We start from the raw sequence: 20,279 nt of genomic DNA on the forward strand, positions 1-20,279 counted from the left end.
GGTTCACGGTGACCTTTCCGAGGGATCAACTGGCACAGATGTGTTGATCATGCTCGGTGCCACTTGGAACCGGCTTGGAATCCGCCAACAGTGACGGTCAGCGGACCATCGCCGCGGTCGCCTCGGCCAGCCAGTGCGGCGACTCCCACCGGCGGGCGACCCGAGCGGCGAGGGTGAAGTGCCGGGTCGCCTCCTCGGTGCGGCCCACCAGCCGGAACAGCTCCCCGAGCGTCAGCGCGACCGGCCGCACCACTGCCGCGGTGGTGGAGAAACCGGCCAGTTGGTCGCGTACCGGGAGCAGCGCGTCGATCACGGGTGGGGCCAGGTCCCGTCGACCCAGCGCCACGACGACCATTCCGCGTACGCTGAGCAGCGCCGATTCGAAGTAGTCCGGGCGGTAGGTGTGCCGTCCGATCGGCATGGCCCGCGCCTCGTCCAGGCGTCCGCTGCCGATCAGGGCCAGCGCCAGCAGGTCGTCAACGATCGGGCCCAACGACCCCCGTATCCGCCGGGTCGCCTCCAGGTGCTCACCGAACCGTCCCTGGCTGATCAGCAGCGTGCCGGTGGAGAAGTAGTGGAAGGCAGCGGCGTGCAGCGAACCCTGCCGCCGCATCTGCACGGCGACCTGGTCGTAGTGCCGCCGCGCGGCGGCGAAGTCGCCGGCGATGTGCGCGAGGGCGCCCAGCGAGCACAGGTTGATCGTCTGCGCCTCGTTCAGCTGGTACGTCTCGGCCAGCCACCCCTGCCGGGCGACGCTGAGGCGCAGTTCGTCCGGCTCGTTCAGCGCGGCGGCGCAGTGGCCCAGCGCCTGCTCGGCGACCGAACGATAGGTCACCAGCCCGTGCGCGTCGGCGAGGTCACGCAGCTCCAGGGCGAAGGTCCGACGCTCCGGCGCCTCCCGCTCGTAGCTCATGGTGCGCAGCCGCGCGGCAAGCCCCAGGGCGCGCAGCTCGGGGTCGCCCAACCGCTGCGAGAGGGCCAGCGCCTCCCGTCCGGCCGCCACGCCGCGCGGATCGGACTCGCCGTCCAACTCCGTGGCCAGCGCCTCCAGCAGCCGGCACCGGGCGACCGGGTCCAGGTCGTCGACGCGCAGCAGCCTGGTGACCAGCTCGACGACCCGGTGGTCCACCACGCCGTACTCGTGGGTCAACCACGGGGTGGGGACGGTCCACGCGGTGAACGCCGCTACCAGCAGGTCGTCGCGGCCGGACGCCGCGGCGACGTCGATCGCCCGAGCCCGGGTCTGCCGGGCGGCCGCCACAGCGCCGGCCCGCGCCTGGGCGCGCAGCAGCCGCCCGAGCAGGTCGACCCGGAGCGCGTCGCGGTCCCCGGCGACAGTGGCGGCTGCCTCGACAGCATTGCCGAGCAGCTCGATCGCGGCGTCGTACGCGTACCGCCGCTCGGCCAGTTCGGCGGCCCGGACCGCGTAGTCGACGGCGAGCGGCGCGGTGTCGGCCGACGCGGCGCGGGCGTACTGGTGGGCCAGGGCGGGGTAGTCGTCGGGTCGCAGCCGGCGGGTGGCGGCGGCGATCCGCGCGTGCAGGCGGGTGCGGCGCAGCTGCGGCAGGTCGGTGTAGATGGTGTCGCAGACCAGGCCGTGTACGAACCGCACCCGCCCGGGCGCCGGTTCGGTGAGCAGCCCGGCGGCCAACCCGGCTTCCAGTGCCCGCAGGACGGTGCCCTCGTCGGTGCCGGCGGCGTCGACGAGTGTCGACACCTCGGCCTCCCGCCCCACGGCCGAGGCGAGACGCAGCACCGAGACGACAGTCGACGGGAGGCGGGAGAGTCGTCGGCGCAGCACGTCGCGTACGCCCCCGGGCACGTCGGAGGTGGCCACGAGCGTGCCCTCGGCGGCGAGCAGCCGCGCCGACTCCCGGACGTAGAACGGGTTGCCGCCGGTGCGCTCGGCCAACGCGCTGACCGTGTCCGGGTCGACGGTGCTCCGGGCCAGCGCGCGGAGCAGCCGTTCGACCTCTGACGTGCTCAGACCGCTCAGCGGGACCCGGTGGGGTGACCGGCGCGCCAGGACGGCCATCGTGTCGGCGAGCCGCTCGGTGTTGTCGGCGGGCCGCAGCGCCGCGACGAACAGGACGCTGCCGGTGGTCATCTCGGTGACGCTCTGCAACAGCAGCAACGTCTCGGCGTCGGCGGCGTGCAGGTCGTCGAGGATCACCGTGACCGGTCTGCGGGCCGCGGCGGCGTCCAACCAGGCGCCGACGGCGCGGTGCAGCCGGAACCGGCCGGCGGTGACGTCGCCGCCGGACTCGCCGTCGCCCCCACCGAGCAGCGGGGCGAGCGCCGGTGCGAGGTCACCCGGGGATGTCTGCTCGGCGAGTTGCCGCAGTGCCTCGACCCAGGCCCAGGCCGGCCAGCGCGTCGCCCTGCCGACCGGTACGCCACAACGCCAGCGCCAGCAGCCGCCAGCTCTCCTCCCGCAGCGGCGCCTGCCGGGTCAACAGCTCCGCCTCCGGCACCGCCTCGGCCGCGTCGCCGCAGCGCACCGTCACGTCGAGCAGCAGCTCCCGGGCGCCGAGCCGCAGCTCCTCCAACCGCAGCACCTCCGGCTGCGCCCACGGCTCACCGGCGAACTCGGCGTACGCCCGACCGCGCCACAGCTCGAGCCCGCCGCTGAGCAACCGACGTGCCCGGCCCGGGTCGGCGGGGCCTGCCGCACGCGCCTCGGCGAGCAGCGTCTCGAACCGACCGGCGTCGACGGCGTCGGCGGGCAGCCGCAGCGCGTAGCCAGGTGGCGCGGTGACCAGGACCCGGGCCGGCGCCCGGCGCTCGCGGGTCGGCTCCAACAGGCGGCGCAGGTGCGAGACGTACGCCTGCAGCGAGGCGATCGCCCGGGGCGGCGGGTCACCCCGCCACAGATCCTCGATCATCTGCCCGACGGAGACGACCTCGCCGCGGGCCGCGAGCAGGAGCGCGAGCACGGCGCGTTGACGGGGGCCGCCGAGGTCGACCGGCCCGCCTGTGTCGACCTCAACCTCAAGCGACCCGAGCACCCGTAGCAGCATGACGAACCAATCCTAGTCGCGCTCGCGAGCGGCCCATCGGCTCCCGCTGGACACCGGGCAGCCAGCTCACGGCGGGCGCGGGCGGGGGGCCACCACCGCGCGGGGCACCGCAGGATGCGCCTTGTTCGATATCGTGGCGCCACCATCAAGATCCTCGACGGGGGCCTGACGATGACCACGACGGCCTTCGACGAATACGAACGGTCGCGCTGGGCCGGGCGCGCGGGGGCGTACGACAGCAGTCTCGCCGCGCTCTGCGCGTACCCCGCGCCAGCGTTGTTGGACGCCGCCAACGTCGGGGCGGGCACGCGGGTGCTCGACGCGGGCACCGGCTCCGGCACGGTGGCGAGGCTGGCGTGCGCTCGCCATGCCACAGTCGTCGCCGTCGACGCCGAGCCCAGCATGGTCGAGTTGGCGCGCGACCGCGTTCCGTCAGCCGACGAGGTCCGCGTCGCGGCTCTGCCCCACCTTCCGTTCGCCTCCCGGTCGTTCGACGCGGCCGTGGCGAACTTCGTGATCAACCACGTGGGCGATCCGCCGGCCGCGATCACCGAGCTGCGACGGGTCCTCCGGTCGGCGGGTCGGGTCGCTGTCACCGTGTGGCCGCACCCCCCGCCCGAGGCGCAGAGCCTCTGGGCTGAGGTCTTCGACGCCGCCGGGGTCGAACGGCGCGCCGCCGCCCCGACGGTGGACGCCGACCAGGACTTCCCCCGTACCCCCGACGGGGTGGCCGGCCTGCTCGACGGGGCCGGCCTCGTCGACGTGCGCTGCGAGACGCTCACCTGGGCGCACCGCACCGACCCGGAGGCCTGGTGGCGTGGCCCCGCCAACGGCATCAGCAAGCCAGGTCTGGTGCTGGAGACCCAGCCGGCGGCCATGATCAGCCGCATTCGTGCCGCGTTCGACGAGGTGACCGCCCGCTACCGTGGCCCCGACGGCCTGCTCGCGCTGCCGACCGCGGCACTGCTGGCCTCGGCGTCCGTACCGTAGCGGCCAGCGCGGCACCCGGCCCGCCTGCGACGAGGGGCACCCGGCGAGAATGCGGCGTGGAGTTTCTCTGTTACCACAGTGACCGGCCCGGCTCGGCGGCGTTGCGCGACGAACTGCTGGAGGAGCACTGGTCTTACATGGACCGCTACGCGGCGGAGATGATCGCCCGTGGCCCGACCTTCGTCGGCGACACGCCCACCGGCAGCGTGCACATCGTCGACGTGCCCGACCCGGCCGCCGCGCGGGCATTCGCGTTCGAGGAACCGAACTACCAGGCCGGCGTGTACCGGGACGTGCTGCTGCGCCGGTGGCACAACACGCTGGGCCGCACCATGTGGGACTTCCCCGGCGGCCGGACCGGCGGCAACCGGTACCTGGTGCTCGGCCTCGGCGCCGGGCAGGCCACCGACCTGGCCGTACCGCCTGACCCGGACGAGCTGATCGCCTACGGACCCCTGCTGGCCGACGACGGCGTCACCTGGCTCGGCACCGCCGCGCTGCTCCGGGCGTCGAATCCGGACGCGGCGCGCGCCATCCTGACCGTGGACCGGTACGCCGACATCGAGGTGCACAACTGGCAGTTCGGCGGGCGACCGTCCTGACCTGCCCTGAACCGCCCCGATACCCACTGTCAGGCGGAGGCGGGCAGGCCGTCCAGTGGGCGGATCAACGGCGGGCGGGGTAGTGCCCGCACCACGCCCGGCGGAGTGCCGGCGTCGGCGAGTGTCAGGTGCCCAGCCGAACTCGCCGGCGTCGGGCGGACCGGCGCGGCGGGCCGTCCGACGTCCCGGGACGAGCTACCGCCCGGAGTGACGGACACCGCTGGAGCCGGCGTCGGCGGTACGTCACCAGCCGAGGCGACGGCTCGGAGCCGGCGGGGGCCCGCCGTGCGGTCGGCACCGGGACCCGGCGCGGCGGGACGGGTGGCCATCGTCGGGGTGGGGTTGGCTCGCCCCAGCGCAGTCGGGCCGGTGACACCGCCCGGCCCTGCCGAGGCCAGCGCCGCGAAGACCGCGTCGAGGCGGCCGGTCCGAGCGCCGACGGTGTCGAGGCGCACGATCTCCGCGCTCCTCGCCGCCGAGCCGTTGACCGCACCACCGCGTGGGTTGTCGTTGCGTCGCACGCTGTCGAGGTGCGACACGCCGGCAGCCCGGCGTTGGAAGACAGCCCGCAGGGCGCGGGGCAACCGCTCGGCGGCGACCTGGCGCAGCGCGGGAGCGGCGAACGCGTACCCGTCGACGTGGTGGGGGAGCAGCAGCCCTGCGGCGACCAGACCGCGGAGCGCGGGTGCGGACCGGCCGGGCGTCCAGCCGAGTGCCCGGTCCACGGCCGCCCCGGAGATCAGACCACCGAGGGTGCCGGCGGCCATCAGCACCGCCCGCCGCTCACCGTCGAGGTGGTCCAGCTCCGCGCCGACGGCCCGGCGTACCGCCTCGGGCAGCGGGAGCGCCCCAGGATCGGCACCGTCCACCAGCGACGTGACGTACGCCGCCGCGTGCCCGGGACGGCCTCCCACCAGCGGCAGCAGCCGGTCGACCAGGGCCACCGGCTGCCCGGCCCGGGTGAGCAGGTGGCGCAGCAGCCGTCCGGACTGCACTGTGGCCAGCGGTCCGATCGTCAGCTGGCGGGCCGGACCGGGCCGGCTGTCGGCCCACTGCGGCTGGTGCACGGTGAGCAGGGCCAGCGGCAGCCCGCGCTCCGTCGCCGCGCCGAACAGCGTGTGCAGGAAGCGGCTCACCACGGGCGCGGCCCGGTCCAGGTCGTCGACGGCCACGATCAGCGGCCGGTGGGCGGCCAGCCGCAGCAGGACCTCGCGGCAGATCGCCGCGCCGGCGAGGGCGGCGGCCGAACCGTCCGGGGTGGTCAGCATCCGCTCGAGCGCCGGGACGGCGGCGGCCACCCGGGTCGGCGGGAACAGCGGCGTCAGGGCGGCGACGAGGCGGTCGTGGGCCGCCGCCGGGCCGTCGCTGTGCCGGATCCCGGCGAGGCTGCGGAGCAGGTGCGCGACCGGCGCCAACACCTGATCGGGGTACGGCTGACAGGTCGCCACGCACCAGCGGACCGGCAACCCATCCACAGTGGTCAGCCCACGGGTCAGCTCGTGCAGCAGTCGGCTGCGGCCACTGCCGGTGGGGCCGACCAGTGAGATCCAGCGGGGCGTCCGGTTTCGGATGGCCGCGCCCAACTGGTCGCGGATGGTGGCCAGTTCGCGGCGCCGACCGATCAACGGGCCGTCGTGCCGGTCAGCGCCGGGGCGTACCGGCCCGACGGCGTGCCAGACCGGCACCGGCGGCACCCGGCCGTCGACCGGCACCGGCGTCAGCTGACGTTGGGTGATCAGGCCGGCGGTGGCGCGGGCGGTGGCCGCGCAGAGCGCGACGGCACCGGGCGCGGCGTACTCCTGCAGGCGGGCTGCGGAGGTGATCACCGCGCCGCTGGCCACGCCGTGCCCGCCGGTGACGACATCGCCCAGGTCGACCACTACCTCGCCGGTGGCGACACCAACCCGGACGCGCAGCCTGATGCCGTCGACCATGGGCCGTCGGTCCAGCGCGGCCTGGATCTCGAGCCCGGCGCGCACCGCCCGGTACGCGTCGAAGCCGTCGGAGTGCCGAGCGCCGAAGAGCGCCATCACGGCGTCGCCGATGTACTTCTCCACCACCCCGTGCCAGCGGTGCAGCACACCGGCGACGGTGTCGAAGTAGGCCCGCTGCAACGCTCGGACGTCCTCGGGGTCGAGCCGGTCCACCAGGGCCGTCGAGCCGACGATGTCCGCGAAGAGGACGGTGACGACGCGCCTCTCCTGGGGTACCGGCCAGAGCGGGGTGACGGTCCGTTGCGTGTCGACGTTGATGCTGGTGGTCATGGGTGTCGCACCGGCCTTTCTCCCCGCGGTTGCCTGATCACCTCCGGAGATTGGCACTAGTGGGCCGACGGGGGATCTGCCGAACGACGTATGTCGGCCACCTGCAACCTTTAGTCGCAAAGTCGACGCGAGGAGTACCACAAGCGGTGGGCGGCCGTAGAACGGTGTGGGGCCCTGTGATTAGGCTGCGTGGCATGGCCAGCGATGTGGACACCGCACCGCTCGTGGGCCGGGCCGAGCTGGTGCAGACGGTTCGGTCCGCGTTGCTCGGTGACGCCGCGCACGGGCAGACCGCGGCGGTCTTCCTGACCGGCGAGAGCGGTGTGGGAAAGACCCGGCTGTTGGGCGAGATCGGCGAGCGCCTACGGGATCGGGGCGCCGTGGTGCTCACCGGCAGCTGCCTGGACATCGGCGACGCCTCCCCACTGCATCCGCTGTTGCAGGCGCTGCGCCGGTTCGACAGCGAGGTGTCCACCTCGCCCGCCCGCACCTCCTCGGCGGTGCGAGGGCTGTTGCAGATGTTCGCCGACGAGACCGCCGGCCCGGACGGCGCCGGCGCGTTGCTGGAGCGGGTCTCCCGTGGTCTGCATCTGATCGCCGAGGGTCGCCCGCTGGTGCTGATCCTCGATGACCTCCAGTGGGTCGACCGCAGCACCCGGCAGCTCCTGCTCTACCTGCTCGCCGGCCTGGGTGATCTTCAGTTGTCGGTGCTGGCGGCGGTGCGCGCCGAGTCGTTGCAGGGCGCGCACCCACTGCGCCGGGTGCTCACCGAGCTGCGGCGGCTCCGCACGGTGCGGGTGCTCGACCTGGCGCCGCTGGGCCGGGCCGACACCGAGACGCTCGCCGCCGCGGTGGTCGGCCGGACGTTGACCGCCGACGCGGCCGAGCAGGTGTGGCAGCGCAGCGGTGGCAACCCGTTCGTCATCGAGGAGCTGGCCCGGGATCTGCGCGACGGCCGCGACGGCCTGTCCGAGACGCTGCGGGAGATCTTCCTCGACCGGGTCGACGCGCTGCCCCAGCACGCGCACGCCGTGGTGCACGCGGTGGCCGCCGGGGTCGAGCCGGTGCAGCACTGGCTGCTGGCCGAGGTGCTGCGGATGCCGGAGGACGAGCTGATCGCCGCGGCCCGGGCCGCTGTGGCGCACCGGCTGCTGGTCGGCGCCGACGAGGGCTACCGGCTGCGGCACCGCCTCGTGGCCGAGGTGCTGGCGCACGAGCTGCTGCCGGCCGAGCGCTCCGGGCTGCACCGGCGCTACGCCGAGGCGCTGACCACCGCGCCGGGTGAGCTGCACCAGGCCCGGCTGGCGCACCACTGGCGGCTGGCCGGCGAGCCGGCGCGGGCCCTGCCGGCGGCGGTGGCCGCCGCCCAGGAGGCCGAGCGGCTGCACGGTTACGCCGAGGCGCACCGGCACTGGTCGGCGGCGTTGCAGTTGGCCGCCGAGCCGGGCCCGCTGACTGTGGACCGGGTCGAGCTGCTGGAGAACGCCGCCGAGGCGGCCCACCACTGTGGGGAGCACGCCCGGGCGTTGGCCCTGCTGGAGGAGCTGGCCACGCTGCGGGGAGGCGAGCCCAGCTGTGCGCTGCACATCCGCCGGGCCCGTTACCTCGCCGCCGCCGGTCGCTCCGCGCTCGCCGAGGAGGAGTACCAGCGGGCGCTGAAGGCGGAGGACTGCTCCCCTCGGGACCGGGCCAGCGCCGCCGCCCGCCTGGCCGAGCTGCTGCTGCACCTGGGTCGCTACGCCGACGCCGGTGAGCGGGCCCGCGAGGCGTTGGCGTTGGCCGAGAACGTGGCCGGCTCGGCCACCGAGGTGGTGCTGGCCAGTTCGGCGTTGGGTTTCAGCGACGCCTGTCTGGAAGACCCGGACGCTGGTCTGGCGGTCATGCGCGACGCCCTCGACACCGCGGAGCGTGCCGGTCAGCCCGAGGACGTGGCCTGCGCGTACCTGCACCTGGCGGAGCTGCTGACCGGGCCGCTGAACGTCCTCGAAGAGGGCGTGGTGGTGGCCCGACGGGGTGCCGAACGGGTGGCCGAGCTGGGGCTTGGTCGCACCTGGGGCACCCGGCTGCTGGCCATCGCCATCAACGGGCTGTTCCGGGTGGGCCAGTGGGCCGAGGCGGAGAAGGTGGTGGCCGCCGCCCTGCGGCACCGACCGTCCGGTGCGGACGCCGTGGAGCTGCTGTTGGCCCGGTGCCGGCTGTCGGTGGGCTACGGCGACATCGAGGCCGCCGGTCGGGACCTCGACGCGGTGGCCACCCTGCTCGCCGGCGGCGGGGCGCGACACGTCATTCCGCTGCTCACCCTGCGCTCCGGGCTGGCCATGTGGGAGGGCCGGCACGACGTGGCACGGCAGGCGGTGCAGCGCGGCCTCACCGAGAGCCGTTCCGACGACGTCATGATCCTCTCGGCGCTGGTCTGGCACGGCCTGCGCGCCGAGGCCGAGGCGCACGCCAGCCGCACTGTGGAGGTGGACCCGACGGCGGTGCGCCGGCTGCGGGACGTGGCCGAGCGGGTGGCCCGCAAGAGCGCCGGTGCCGCCCGGCCGGTGCGCTCGGTGGTGGAGGGCTTCCTGGCGCTGTGCGCCGCCGAGGTGAGCCGCCTCGACGGCAGCGATCCGGAGCTGTGGGCCGCGTCGGCGGCCGAATGGGATCGACGCAATCACCCCTATCCGGCGGCCTACTCGCGGCTGCGGCAGGCCGAGGCGCTGCTGGCTCGGCGCAGCCGGGTGGCCACCGCCGGCAAGCTCCTGCGGGAGGCGTACCGGGTGGCGCAGGGGTTGGGCGCGGTGCCGTTGACCTCGGAGATCCGCGAGCTGGCCGGGCGGGCCCGGGTGTCGCTGGACGAGCGCGACAGCACCACCGGTGCACGCAGCGTTCCGGTCGAGGCATCCGACGACGAGTTGGCGGCGCTCACCGCCCGGGAGCGGGAAGTGCTCGCCCTGGTCGCCGAGGGGTTGACCAACAGGGAGATCGGGCAGCGGCTGTTCATCAGCGAGCGGACCATCGGGGTGCACGTGTCGCACATCTTCGACAAGCTCCAGGTTCGTACCCGTGTGCAGGCCAGCGCGATCCAGTTGCGCAACCAACGGGGCTGACCGACCCGACCACTGACGTACGTATCCCGGCGCGTGTGCGCGCCGGGATACGTCGTTTTACTGATCCGGTGGCCCGGTGTCGGCTGAGAGGCTGGGCCGCGTCGACGACGGCACGGGGGATGCCGCCGACCACAATGGAGGAGAAATGATCGAACCGGTCTGGGGGCCCGTGCACCGGGACATCGTCGACCTGCTCGCCGATCATCCCGCGGACGTGCCGGCCGTGGTCGATCATCTGACCAAGCTCCAGGACATGCTGGTCCGGCTGCCACCGTTGGAAGCCAGTTGCCCGCTCGCTGACTTCAACAAGCTCTACCTGACCATCACCAGCAGTGTGCTGGACGGGCTGTACGACGACCGCTTCATCGACCCGGCCTTCCTCTCCCGGCTCGACGTCGAGTTCGCCGCCCGGTACTTCGACGCGATGCGGCTGTGGACCGACTCCAGCCCCGGCACCCCGAAGGCGTGGTCCTGCCTCTTCGAGCGGATGCGGGGGCCGGATGCCCGCCCGCTGCCGTCGGCGGCGGCCGGGGTGAACGCGCACATCAACTTCGACCTGCCGTTCGCCCTGGTGACCACGTTCGATCACCTGGAGTCGGAGCCGGTCGACGGCAGCGACCAGCACCACGACTACCTCGAGATCAACAACATCTTCGCGGACAAGATCCCCGGGCTGCGCCGGGGCTACCTGGAGCGGTGGCAGCTGCTCATCGACATGCTCAATGGCGACATCGACGACTGGTACCAGGGGGAACTGGTCGAGTACACCCGCGATGTCGCCTGGCGTAACGCGCAGAAGATCTGGCGGTGCCGGCACGATCCGGACGCCCGCGAGTGTGAGCGCACGCGGTTGGACGACAACGCCGCGGCGCTCGGCCGGTTGCTGCTCTCGCCCCTCGGGGCGTTCCTGCAGTAGCCGGGACGGGGGGCCCCCGCGCTCCGCCCCGTGGGGGGCGGCGGAGCGCGGGGGCGCGTCCCACCAGTTCCACCCCGTGTGGCCGCCCGAGGCCGGGTCGGTCACGCAGGGGACAGCCGGTCGGCCCCGGGGGGTGTCGACCGTCTGCCACCGTCGGCCGGCCCGGGGGGTGCCGGCCGGCGGTGGGGGAGCGCCGAACGAGGTCACGTCGACGGCGTGCGGATCCGGGGGTGTCGGCGGGCTCGGATCGGGTACGCCCGCGCCATGACCGTCCTGGCCCGGCGTCGGCCCGCCGCCCGCCCCCGGCCCGCGCGGCCCGGCCCCCTGCGGCCGGGCGGCCCGGTGTCGCGACCCACCGCTCGGCCCGGCGCCCGATGACCGGCGTCGTGGCCCGATTTCCGTTCCGCTTCGATCCGGTGTTCCGTCCGGTACTGGCGCTGCTCGGGGTCCGCCCGGCGACGGCCTGGGTCGCCGTGACCGAACGGGACCTGATGATCCGGTACGGGCCGTGGCGGCTGCGGACCGACCGGGACAACGTCACCGCCGTCGAGTTGAGCGGGCCGTACCGCTGGTGGCGGGCAATCGGCCCGCACCTGTCGCTGGCCGACGGCGGTGCGACCTTCGGCAGCAGCACTGCCGGCGGGATCTGCCTGCGCTTCGGCGTACCGGTGCCGGCGCTGCTGCCCGGAGGGCGGCCCCGGCACCCGGCGGCCACCGTGACGGTCGCCGACCCACCCGCGCTGGCCCGTCTGCTCGCCGTCGCGGACCTGTCCTGAGCAGGCCGAACAGGTGCCCGGTTCCGCAGACCGGGCGTCGGCGCACCGCCTACCGTCAGATCAGGACCTGTGAGGGTGGGACTGGCGATGGCTGACGAGCACCCGGCGAAACCACGGCGCTGGAGCGGGCGCCGCCACGCACCGAGCGGCCCGGACCCGGCGCTGCGGGCGGCCCGTGATCCGGCCCGCCCGCACCGGGGCGGCCGGCAGGGCGTCGTGGTGCCCGAACGCGTGCCCACGCCGACCCGCTCGGGGCCGCCGGCCAGCCCGCTGCGCCGCTGGCTCTTTCAGCACCAGGTGCAGCCGCCCGGCCCGGAGGCGACCGAGGGACAGAACCGTCGGCACGCCTGGTGGCAGGTGATGTGCCTGACCGGCGTGGACTACTTCTCCACGCTGTCGTACCTGCCGGGCATCGCGGCGGTGGCGGCCGGGGCGCTCTCCCCGCTGGCGACCCTGTTGATCGTCGTGCTCACCCTGTTCGGCATGCTGCCGATGTACCGGCGGGTGGCCCACGAGAGCCCGCACGGTCAGGGTTCGGTGGCGATGTTGGAGCGGTTGCTGCCGTTCTGGCGGGGCAAGATCTTCGTCCTCGTGCTGCTCGGCTTCGTGGCCACCTCCTGGATCATCACGATCACCCTCTCCTCGGCCGACGCCACAGTGCACCTGCTGGAGAACCCGTACCTGCCGGACGTCCTGCACGGGTCCCTGGTACCCGTCGTGGTGACTGTGGTGCTGCTGCTCATCCTCGGCGGGGTGTTCCTGCTCGGGTTCCGCGAGGCGGTGGTGGTGGCCATCCCGCTGGTAGCGGTCTTCCTGGTGCTCAACGCGGTGATCGTCGTGGTCGCGGTGGCCCGGATCGTCGGGGACCCGGGCATCGTTTCGAACTGGACGGCCGCGGTGACCTCGACCGGTGGCGGACCGGGCCACGTGCTGCTCACCGCCGTGTTGGCGTTCCCGCTGCTGGTGCTGGGGTTGTCCGGTTTCGAGACCGGGGTCAGCATGATGCCCCTGGTGGCGGCCGACGGCCCGGACAAGCAGGCCCGGCTCGCCGCCCGGATCCGCAACACACGTCGGCTGCTCACCACCGCCGCGTTGATCATGTCGGTGTACCTGATCTCGACGACCTTCGTGACCACGGCGCTCATTCCGGCGGAGGAGTTCCGGCCGGGTGGCGGCGCGAACGGGCGGGCGCTGGCGTTCCTGGCGCACACCTACCTGGGGGAGGTGTTCGGCAGCGTCTACGACGTGAGCAGCGTGCTCATCCTCTGGTTCGCCGGCGCCTCGGCGATGGCCGGGTTGATCAACATCGTGCCGCGCTACCTGCCGTCGTACGGCATGGCGCCGGAGTGGGCGCGGGCGGTGCGCCCGGTGGTGATCGTCTACACCGTCGTCAGCGTCGCCATCACGATCGCCTTCCGCGCCGACGTCAACGCCCAGGCCGGGGCGTACGCCACCGGGATCCTGGCCATGATGGTCTCCGGGGCGGTGGCGGTGACGATCTCCGCGGCCCGTCATCACCGGCGCGGCTCCGCGATCGGCTTCACGGTGCTGACCCTGGTGCTGCTGTACGCGCTGCTGGAGAACGTCATCGAACAGCCGGACGGCATCACGATCTCCGCGCTGTTCATCCTCGGCATCATCGTGGTCTCGTTGGTCTCCCGGGTCACCCGGACCACCGAGCTGCGCGCCGAGCGGATCGAGTTCGACGAGGCGGCCCGTCGGTTCATCACCGAGTCGCTGGCGCACGACGGGCAGCTGCACCTGATCGCGAACAAGCGGCAGAAGGGGTCGGTGAAGGAGTACACGATCAAGGAGCGGGCGCAGCGCGGGATGAATCCGGTGCCCGGGGCCGCGGACGTGCTGTTCCTGGAGATCGACGTGGTCGATCCGTCGGAGTTCAGTCAGGTGCTGCGCGTGCACGGGATCGAGGTGGGCGGCTTCCGGGTGCTGCGGGCCAACAGCCCGGCCGCGCCGAACGCGATCGCCGCGATCCTGCTGGCCCTGCGGGACGCCACCGGGGTTCGGCCGCACGCGCACTTCGAGTGGTCCGAGGGCAGCCCGATCGCGCACCTGGCGCGCTACCTCATCCTGGGTCGGGGGGACACCCCGCCGGTGGTGCGGGAGATCATCCGCCGGACCGAACGGGACCCGTTGCGTCGGCCCGGCATCCACGTCGGCGGGTGACATCGATGCCGCTTTGACAGTTTTGAAGATGAAAGAGGGGACTATTCACGTTCACGCCTTCCTGTCCGTATTGCGGACCTATCGTGACGTTTGGTAGCCGGCGAACACGTCGAGCCCCCCGCGCCCGAATCGGCGCGCGGTCACGTCACGTACGCAGGAAGGTAGGCACCGTTGATGTCCACGTACCGAGAGGGAGACCGCGCGACCCGACCCAGACGGCGGTCCCGATGGTTCTTAGCCAGCGGCTTGCTGGCGGGGAGCCTGGTCGTGGGAGCGGCCGGAGCGGCCGCCGCCGCCGACCGTGCCCTCACCCTCCCCGGTCTCGCCCGGCTGACCCCGGCAGCCGATGACGACCGCCGCGACGGTGACCGGCAGGGTCCGCAGCCCGGCCCGGACGACGCGGAGCGGGCCCGCCCGACCACCCCGGGCACCGGAAAGCGGGGTGTGGTGTCGGTGCCGTGCGACGCCGCGAAGCTGGTGGCGGCGCTGGTCACTGCCAACGCCGCGGGCGGCGGCGAGCTCCGCCTCGCTCCCAAGTGCCGGTACACACTCACCGAGGCGTTCCACGAGACCGACCAGTACGACGGCGGGATCCGGGACGCCCGGGAGGCCGCCGACGCCGCGGAGACCCCCGGGGACGCCGACGCACCGCCGCACAACCCGGCCGACGACACCGCCGGGCTGCCGGTGATCTACCAGGCCATCACGATCGACGGTGCCGGCGCCACCATCGCCCGGGCACCCCAGGCCGCCGCGTTCCGCTTCTTCACCGTCCGCGACGGCGGCGAGCTGACCCTGCGCGACATGGAACTGCACAACGGCCGCTCGGCCATCGAGGGCGGCAGCGTGCACGTGGTGCACGGCGCCACCGCCGTGGTGGAACGGGTCACCGTCACCCAGAGCACCTCGCTGTCGCCCGAGGGTGGCGGCGGCGGCATCTTCAACGACGGCAACATGATGGTCACCGACTCCACGTTCGTGGGCAACAGCGCCGCCGGCGCCGCGGGCAAGGGCGGGGGCCTGCTCAACGGCGGCGTGCTGACGCTGAAGCGCTCGGAGTTCCACCACAACAGCGCCAACGCCTACGGCGGCGGGCTCGGCAACTACCGCGGTGCCGCCGACGTGGAGAGCGTCTCCTTCACCCGAAACAGCGCCACCCAGGGTGGTGGGCTGGCCAGCTTCTCGGCCCGGACGAAGGTCTCCGACACCGAGCTGCTGAACAACACCGCGCAGATCGGCGGCGGCGCCGCCAACTCCGACGCGGTGCTGGTGCTGCGCACGATGACGATCCGCGGCAACACGTCCACAGTCAACGGCGGCGGCATCTCGACAGTGAAGGGCCTGACGCCGATCGACGACAGCGTGATCGACGGCAACACCACCCACGGCCTCGGGGCCGGCATCTACGCCGAGAAGGCGAACCTGCTGGTCCGCGGCAGCGACGTGACCCGTAACGAGGCTGTCGGCGCCGCGTCCCAGGGCGGCGGCATCTACGCCAACGCGGGCTCGGTGGCGATCTACACCAGCAAGGTCACCCACAACGCGTCGACTGTGAAGCCCGGCGGCATCTTCGGCATGCACGCCCAAATCAAGATCGACGATGAGAGCGTGGTGGTCGAGAACGAGCCGACCAACTGCGAGGGCAGCCAGGTGCCGATCGCGCACTGCTTCCGCTGAGCGTCGACCCGCGCACCATCCCGAGCGCGTTCATCCTGAGCGCACCGCCCGTCCGGACGATCATCCGGACGGGCGGTGCGTCGTCAGGTGACGCCCACGGCCCCTCGCCGACCGCCGATTCCCGTGACCACCGACGCAGGGTTCGGTGCTGCCGCCGACCCGCTCCTCAGCACGGCGTCAACCCACCGCCCGCAGACGGCCGGCGAGGTCACCGGCGAAGAAGTCGAGGAAGCCGTCCGGGTCGGGGCCGGCGTTCTGCAGGACGATGTGGTCGAAGCCGGCCTCGACGTACGACCGGACCTTGGCGACGTGCGGTTCCGGGTCCGGGCCGATGGCGAAGAGCTGCCGGATGTGCTTCTCCTCGACGTACGCGCTGGCGGCGTCGAAGTTGACCGGGTTCGGCAGCTCGCTCATCACCTTCCAGCCGGTGACCATCCATCGGCTCGTCTGCAACACGGCCTGCACCGCCTGTTGCTCGTCGGTGGCCCAGGCCAGTGGCACCTCGGCGTAGCGCGGGCCCGCGCCCTTGGCGCGGCGGTAGTGCTCGATGATCGACGCGTCCGGTTCGGTGGCGAACAGGCCGTCGCCCAGCTCGGCGGCGAGCCGCGCCGACGCCTCACCGCTGGCCGCCACCGCGATCACCGGCAGGGTGTCCGGCAGATCGAAGACCCGGGCGTCCTCCAGTTGCAGGTGCCGTCCCTCGTACGACTGGTAGCCGCCCTGCCAGAGCAGCCGGATGATTTCCAGCGCCTCACGTAGTCGCTCGTGTCGCCCCCGCACGCTGGGGAAACCCTGCCCGACCACGTGCTCGTTGAGCCGTTCTCCGGCACCCACCCCGAGGGTGAACCGGCCGTCGGAGATCAGCGCCATGGTCGCCGCTGCCTGGGCGATGATCGCCGGGTGGTAGCGGACGGTCGGGCAGGTGACCCCGGTGGCGAGGCGCAGGGTGCTGGTCTTGGCCGCGATGGCGCCGAGCACGCTCCAGGTGAAGGACGAGTGCCCCTGAGCGTCCAGCCACGGGTGGAAGTGGTCGCTCATCTCGACGAAGTCGAAGCCGGCCCGCTCGGCCAGTACGGCCTGCCGGATGATCTCCTGCGGGCCGTACCCCTCCGAGGCCAGCTTGTAGCCGATCTGCATGCCCACACTCCCGATCCCGTTCGCTGACTGGAAGCATCGGCCGTTCCCGTCCCCGGCGCTGACAAACGCCGTCGAACCGCAAACCAGCCTCCTAGGATGCCTTAGGCGGTGTGCGGTGGGCTACATCAAGCACGTAAGCCACCTCCAACCACCGGACACCATCACCGCACCAGCAGATCGATGACGCCCGTCAGGTCCTCCTCGCCTCCGCCCTCCGCCAGGCGGCGGCGCATCAGGTCGAAGTAGGGGAGGAGCAGTTCGGGGCTGACACCCTGCTGCTCGGCGGTGCTCAGAAAGGTGGGTGTGCCGGCCACCTGCATGGCGAGAGGGGAGACGACCCCCTTTGTGTAGTCCCCGCTGCGCAGTTGGTCGGCGGTCTGGTGAACCGCCGGGACCATCGCGACGAGCCAGTCGGCGAGCAGTGGGGCAAGTGCCGCCGGCTCGATGTCCTCCCGACGGATCAGGGCGAAGGCGTGCGCGACCCCGGCGAACATCCCGTACATGGCGCTGAGGAGAGCCACGTCGTGCAGTGCCGCGAAGCCCGCGTCCTCGCCGACGTAGGTGGTGTCGACCGGGACGCCCAGCGTCTCCCGGTGCCGTTCGTAGAGCGCCCGCGAGCCGCTGTAGAAGACGTAGCCGCCGGCGTCCGGGACACCGATCATCGGCGGGACAGCCATGATTCCACCGTCCAGGTACAGCGCGCCGCGGCTGCGGGCCCACGCCGCGCGGGCGCGGGCCTGGGCAGGGGTGCTGGTGGTCAGGTTGACCAGATCTCGGCCGGCCAGATCCACACCGGCCAGCACCTCGTCGACAGCACTGTCGTCCAACAGGCAGACGACGACCAGGGTGCTCGCCGCGACCGCCTGAGCGGCGTTGCCGGCGACCCTTGCCCCGTCGGGCGCGAGCGCTGCGGCGCGGGCCGGCGTGCGGTTCCAGACGGTGAGGGGGTAGCCGGCGGCAAGCCAGGCGCGGGTCAGCGCGGTACCCATCGCGCCGAGTCCCAGCATCGTGACGGAGGGCTTCTCCACAGTGTTCGGTTCCATGCCGATTAGGCTGGTCATCGGCCCCCAGATGATCAAGTACGCACTTCGGAGTGCGTGGTTACCCCGGGGTGAGCGAGCACGTCGGAGGGGTGGGTATGGCGACGTTGAACCGGCCGGGCACCGCAGACGGACACGCCTGCGGTATCGACACCGCGATGGAGGTGATCGGCGGCAGGTGGAAGGTGCTGATCCTCTGGGCGCTTCGCGAGCACCCCCTGCGTCGCTTCGGCGAGCTGCGTCGACTGCTTCCGGGGATCACCGAGAAGGTGCTGGCCTCTCACCTACGGGAGATGGAAGCGGACGGCGTCGTGCGCCGCGTCTCGTACGACGAGGTGCCGCCCGGCGTCGAGTATTCGTTGACCGAGGACGGCATTCGCCTCAACGACGCCCTCGAGCCACTGGCCGCCTGGGGGCGCGACCGGTCGACCGGCCCACGGTCGCGGGACGAGCCGGCGTAGTGCTCCTGCGTGACCTCGCCGAACGGCAACGGCCCGTGCCTCCTCCTTGGGGGGCACGGGCCGGTCCACGTCTGTCGTCTACTTGGAAGGCTCGGGCAGCTTGCAGTCGACCTTCGGGTTGGCGCCGATGTAGTTCAACGGCCCGGCCACGATGGTGACCAGGATCGTGCCGGCCTCGGCGCAGTTGGTGTCGTCGCCGCTGTAGTAACCGCGCTGGCCAGCGGCGATGGCGCCGATCACCAACCAGATCACGACGATGACTCCGAGAATCGAGGTGCCGCGCATCGCTGCCTCCTGAGGTATGTGGTGGATCTGAGGTGCAGCCGTTGTACCCAATCGCGTCGCGCCGCTAACGGTTGCGTGCCAGGACCCCCGCCGGATCCCCCATCCGGCCGATGCCGTCCGCCGTTGTGTACCGCCCGGGCATCCGCCGCCCGCACCGGGTAGCGCCTGTCGGCTATCGGATCGGCGACCGACCTCGCCGTCATCCGGGTGAGTGGACGTAGAACTGCCTCACGGCCCCGCCGAGGAGGACTCATGGACGCCCCGACACCGCCCCTGTACATCGACCGCCCCGAGGACGTCGCGGTCGCGGCCCGCGCGCTTGCTGGCGGCGCGATCGTCGCGGCGGCGTTCGCCAACTTCTACGTCATCGTGACGCGTCCCGACGCGGCCGCCGTACGCCGGGTCAACCTGGCCAAGGGCCGACCGGTGCACCAGGTCGGCAGCATCACCACAGCGATCGGCCGGATCCCCGGGATGTTCGACTGGACACGGATCTCACCGCGGTTGCCGGTCGGTCGGGTGCGGGCGCTGATGGACGCCCTCTACGGGGCCGGGCCGTTCGGCTTCCGCGGGCCGGCGGCGGACCGGCTCCCCGAGCACCTCACCCAGATCGACCAGGGGATGCGGACCACCCAGGTGATCGCACCGGGGCTGACCTGCCCGTCCAACGCCTTCTTCGAGCGGGCGCTCGCCGAGACCGGAACGGATCATCTCTACATCACCTCGGCGAACCGCTCCCGGCATCTCACGGGCGCGGCGGAGGAGCCGGCGCACTGGAAGGCGGGCGCTCTCGCGGCCGACTTCGCCCACCTCGACGATCTGGTGGTGCTGGTCCACCGGGACGAGGCCGCGGCCCGCGCCGCGTACCCGGGCTATCTCACCACCTCGGTCACCCTGCTCTCGTTCCACGCGCCGGAGGGCGACCTCGAAGAACCGCCGGTGCTCACGGTGGACCGGCACGGATCGCTGCACCTGGACGACGTTCGCCGCGCAGCCGCGCCACTCGGTCTGCAGGTGCGCCTGGCCGGAGGCGCCCGGGACCGGTTGCAGGTCCGGGAGTACGCCGGGGCACTGGTGTGAGCGGCTATCGCATCGGCCTGGTGGTACCCAGTTCCAACACCACAATGGAAACCGAGATCCCGGCGATGCTGCGCCGACGCGAGGTCGTCGATCCGACGGTCCGGTTCACCACCCACTCCAGCCGGGTACGGCTGCGTCAGGTGACCGCCGACGAGTTGGCCCGGATGAACCGCTCCGCCCTGCGGTGTGCCGCGGAGTTGGCCGACGCCCGCTGCGACGTGCTCGCGTACGCCTGTCTGGTGGCGGTGATGTGCGAGGGCGCCGGCGCGCACGAGCGGGCCGAGCGGCGGTTGGGCCGCGCCGCCGGTCGCGCCGGGCACGACATGCCGGTGGTGACCAGTGCCGGCGCGCTGGTCGCCGGGCTGCGGGCGCTGGGTGCCCGCCGGGTGGCACTGATCGCGCCGTACCTTCCGCCGTTGACCGCGACGGTTGCCGCCTACCTCGCCGCGTACGGCGTACAGGTGACCGACGCGGTGAGCCTCTGCGAGCCGGACAACGTCGCGGTCGGGCGCATCCCTGCGGCGAGTCTGGTCGAGCTGGCCGCTCGTCTGGACGTGACCGACGTGGACGCGGTGGTCCTCTCCGCCTGCGTGCAGCTGCCGTCGTTGGCGGCCGTGCCGCAGGTGGAGGCCCGTCTCGGCCGCCCGGTGCTCACCGCGGCGACGGCGACGGTGCACCAACTGCTCACCGGTCTGGGTGTCGAGCCGTACGTGCCCGACGCGGGCCGGCTGTTGGCCGGCTCGGTTCCGCTGTGA

General features: G+C 72.9%; 16 protein-coding genes. 10 read left to right on the forward strand and 6 right to left on the reverse strand.

The window, feature by feature from the left end; genetic code table 11:
- Positions 1–97: 97 nt before the first annotated feature.
- Both AB0K35_RS25065 and AB0K35_RS25070 read right to left on the reverse strand, forming a co-directional pair.
- Entirely contained in the window at positions 98–2,173 is a 2,076-nt protein-coding gene (locus AB0K35_RS25065) for a hypothetical protein (RefSeq protein ID WP_363888026.1), read from the reverse strand.
- Between the two features lie 136 nt (positions 2,174–2,309).
- A complete protein-coding gene (locus AB0K35_RS25070; RefSeq protein WP_363888028.1) occupies positions 2,310–3,020 on the reverse strand; it encodes a BTAD domain-containing putative transcriptional regulator in 711 nt (236 codons plus the stop codon).
- 114 nt (positions 3,021–3,134) lie between these two features.
- Here AB0K35_RS25070 and AB0K35_RS25075 point away from each other — a divergent pair, with 114 nt between their 5' ends.
- Positions 3,135–4,010 carry a methyltransferase domain-containing protein gene (locus tag AB0K35_RS25075; protein WP_363888030.1) on the forward strand — a complete coding sequence of 292 codons (876 nt, stop codon included), beginning with the start codon at positions 3,135–3,137 and terminating at the stop codon, positions 4,008–4,010.
- A 56-nt stretch (positions 4,011–4,066) separates the two neighbouring features.
- Positions 4,067–4,612 carry a YciI family protein gene (locus tag AB0K35_RS25080; protein WP_238670689.1) on the forward strand — a complete coding sequence of 182 codons (546 nt, stop codon included), beginning with the start codon at positions 4,067–4,069 and terminating at the stop codon, positions 4,610–4,612.
- A 29-nt stretch (positions 4,613–4,641) separates the two neighbouring features.
- Here the strand turns inward: AB0K35_RS25080 and AB0K35_RS25085 are convergent, their stop codons facing one another.
- Entirely contained in the window at positions 4,642–6,876 is a 2,235-nt protein-coding gene (locus AB0K35_RS25085) for an adenylate/guanylate cyclase domain-containing protein (RefSeq protein WP_363888032.1), read from the reverse strand.
- Positions 6,877–7,070: 194 nt separating this feature from the next.
- Here AB0K35_RS25085 and AB0K35_RS25090 point away from each other — a divergent pair, with 194 nt between their 5' ends.
- The 5 genes from AB0K35_RS25090 to AB0K35_RS25110 all read left to right on the forward strand — a co-directional run bounded on the left by AB0K35_RS25090 (position 7,071) and on the right by AB0K35_RS25110 (position 15,521).
- Positions 7,071–9,968: a LuxR family transcriptional regulator gene (locus tag AB0K35_RS25090; RefSeq protein WP_238670691.1), complete on the forward strand. Its 2,898-nt coding sequence runs from the start codon at positions 7,071–7,073 to the stop codon at positions 9,966–9,968.
- A gap of 145 nt (positions 9,969–10,113) precedes the next feature.
- Positions 10,114–10,884, forward strand: coding sequence for a DUF5995 family protein (locus tag AB0K35_RS25095; RefSeq protein ID WP_238670692.1), 771 nt, complete (start codon positions 10,114–10,116; stop codon positions 10,882–10,884).
- A 386-nt stretch (positions 10,885–11,270) separates the two neighbouring features.
- Positions 11,271–11,660, forward strand: a complete 390-nt coding sequence (locus tag AB0K35_RS25100; protein ID WP_363888035.1) for a hypothetical protein — start codon at positions 11,271–11,273, stop codon at positions 11,658–11,660.
- An 87-nt stretch (positions 11,661–11,747) separates the two neighbouring features.
- On the forward strand, positions 11,748–13,844 hold the full coding sequence (locus AB0K35_RS25105) for an amino acid transporter (protein ID WP_238670694.1): 2,097 nt from the start codon (positions 11,748–11,750) through the stop codon (positions 13,842–13,844).
- A gap of 174 nt (positions 13,845–14,018) precedes the next feature.
- Positions 14,019–15,521, forward strand: coding sequence for a hypothetical protein (locus tag AB0K35_RS25110; protein WP_363888038.1), 1,503 nt, complete (start codon positions 14,019–14,021; stop codon positions 15,519–15,521).
- A 177-nt stretch (positions 15,522–15,698) separates the two neighbouring features.
- Here the strand turns inward: AB0K35_RS25110 and AB0K35_RS25115 are convergent, their stop codons facing one another.
- Both AB0K35_RS25115 and AB0K35_RS25120 read right to left on the reverse strand, forming a co-directional pair.
- On the reverse strand, positions 15,699–16,658 hold the full coding sequence (locus AB0K35_RS25115) for a TIGR03557 family F420-dependent LLM class oxidoreductase (RefSeq protein WP_363888040.1): 960 nt from the start codon (positions 16,656–16,658) through the stop codon (positions 15,699–15,701).
- A gap of 161 nt (positions 16,659–16,819) precedes the next feature.
- Complete coding sequence (locus AB0K35_RS25120; protein ID WP_238670697.1) at positions 16,820–17,701, reverse strand: NAD(P)-binding domain-containing protein; 882 nt, start codon at positions 17,699–17,701, stop codon at positions 16,820–16,822.
- Between the two features lie 95 nt (positions 17,702–17,796).
- On the opposite strand from AB0K35_RS25120, the gene AB0K35_RS25125 reads away from it, so the two are divergent.
- Entirely contained in the window at positions 17,797–18,159 is a 363-nt protein-coding gene (locus AB0K35_RS25125; protein ID WP_363888042.1) for a helix-turn-helix domain-containing protein, read from the forward strand.
- A gap of 78 nt (positions 18,160–18,237) precedes the next feature.
- Here the strand turns inward: AB0K35_RS25125 and AB0K35_RS25130 are convergent, their stop codons facing one another.
- Entirely contained in the window at positions 18,238–18,444 is a 207-nt protein-coding gene (locus AB0K35_RS25130) for a hypothetical protein (RefSeq protein WP_030327576.1), read from the reverse strand.
- A gap of 252 nt (positions 18,445–18,696) precedes the next feature.
- Between AB0K35_RS25130 and AB0K35_RS25135 the strand changes: the two genes are divergently transcribed.
- Positions 18,697–19,524, forward strand: coding sequence for a hypothetical protein (locus AB0K35_RS25135; protein ID WP_238670699.1), 828 nt, complete (start codon positions 18,697–18,699; stop codon positions 19,522–19,524).
- A gap of 44 nt (positions 19,525–19,568) precedes the next feature.
- A complete protein-coding gene (locus AB0K35_RS25140; RefSeq protein ID WP_363888044.1) occupies positions 19,569–20,279 on the forward strand; it encodes an Asp/Glu racemase in 711 nt (236 codons plus the stop codon).

This window comes from Micromonospora sp. NPDC053740, assembly GCF_040677775.1.
GTDB classification, from domain to species: domain Bacteria; phylum Actinomycetota; class Actinomycetes; order Mycobacteriales; family Micromonosporaceae; genus Micromonospora; species Micromonospora alfalfae.

Bases quoted from the DNA above. Each gene is read 5' to 3' on its own strand.
- AB0K35_RS25070 (WP_363888028.1), bottom strand. From the start codon at position 3,020: ATGCTGCTACGGGTGCTCGGGTCGCTTGAGGTTGAGGTCGACACAGGC.
- AB0K35_RS25075 (WP_363888030.1), top strand. From the start codon at position 3,135: ATGCGCCTTGTTCGATATCGTGGCGCCACCATCAAGATCCTCGACGGG.
- AB0K35_RS25085 (WP_363888032.1), bottom strand. From the start codon at position 6,876: ATGACCACCAGCATCAACGTCGACACGCAACGGACCGTCACCCCGCTC.
- AB0K35_RS25090 (WP_238670691.1), top strand. From the start codon at position 7,071: ATGGCCAGCGATGTGGACACCGCACCGCTCGTGGGCCGGGCCGAGCTG.
- AB0K35_RS25095 (WP_238670692.1), top strand. From the start codon at position 10,114: ATGATCGAACCGGTCTGGGGGCCCGTGCACCGGGACATCGTCGACCTG.
- AB0K35_RS25105 (WP_238670694.1), top strand. From the start codon at position 11,748: ATGGCTGACGAGCACCCGGCGAAACCACGGCGCTGGAGCGGGCGCCGC.
- AB0K35_RS25110 (WP_363888038.1), top strand. From the start codon at position 14,019: ATGTCCACGTACCGAGAGGGAGACCGCGCGACCCGACCCAGACGGCGG.
- AB0K35_RS25115 (WP_363888040.1), bottom strand. From the start codon at position 16,658: ATGCAGATCGGCTACAAGCTGGCCTCGGAGGGGTACGGCCCGCAGGAG.
- AB0K35_RS25120 (WP_238670697.1), bottom strand. From the start codon at position 17,701: ATGGAACCGAACACTGTGGAGAAGCCCTCCGTCACGATGCTGGGACTC.
- AB0K35_RS25125 (WP_363888042.1), top strand. From the start codon at position 17,797: ATGGCGACGTTGAACCGGCCGGGCACCGCAGACGGACACGCCTGCGGT.
- AB0K35_RS25130 (WP_030327576.1), bottom strand. From the start codon at position 18,444: ATGCGCGGCACCTCGATTCTCGGAGTCATCGTCGTGATCTGGTTGGTG.
- AB0K35_RS25135 (WP_238670699.1), top strand. From the start codon at position 18,697: ATGGACGCCCCGACACCGCCCCTGTACATCGACCGCCCCGAGGACGTC.
- AB0K35_RS25140 (WP_363888044.1), top strand. From the start codon at position 19,569: ATGGAAACCGAGATCCCGGCGATGCTGCGCCGACGCGAGGTCGTCGAT.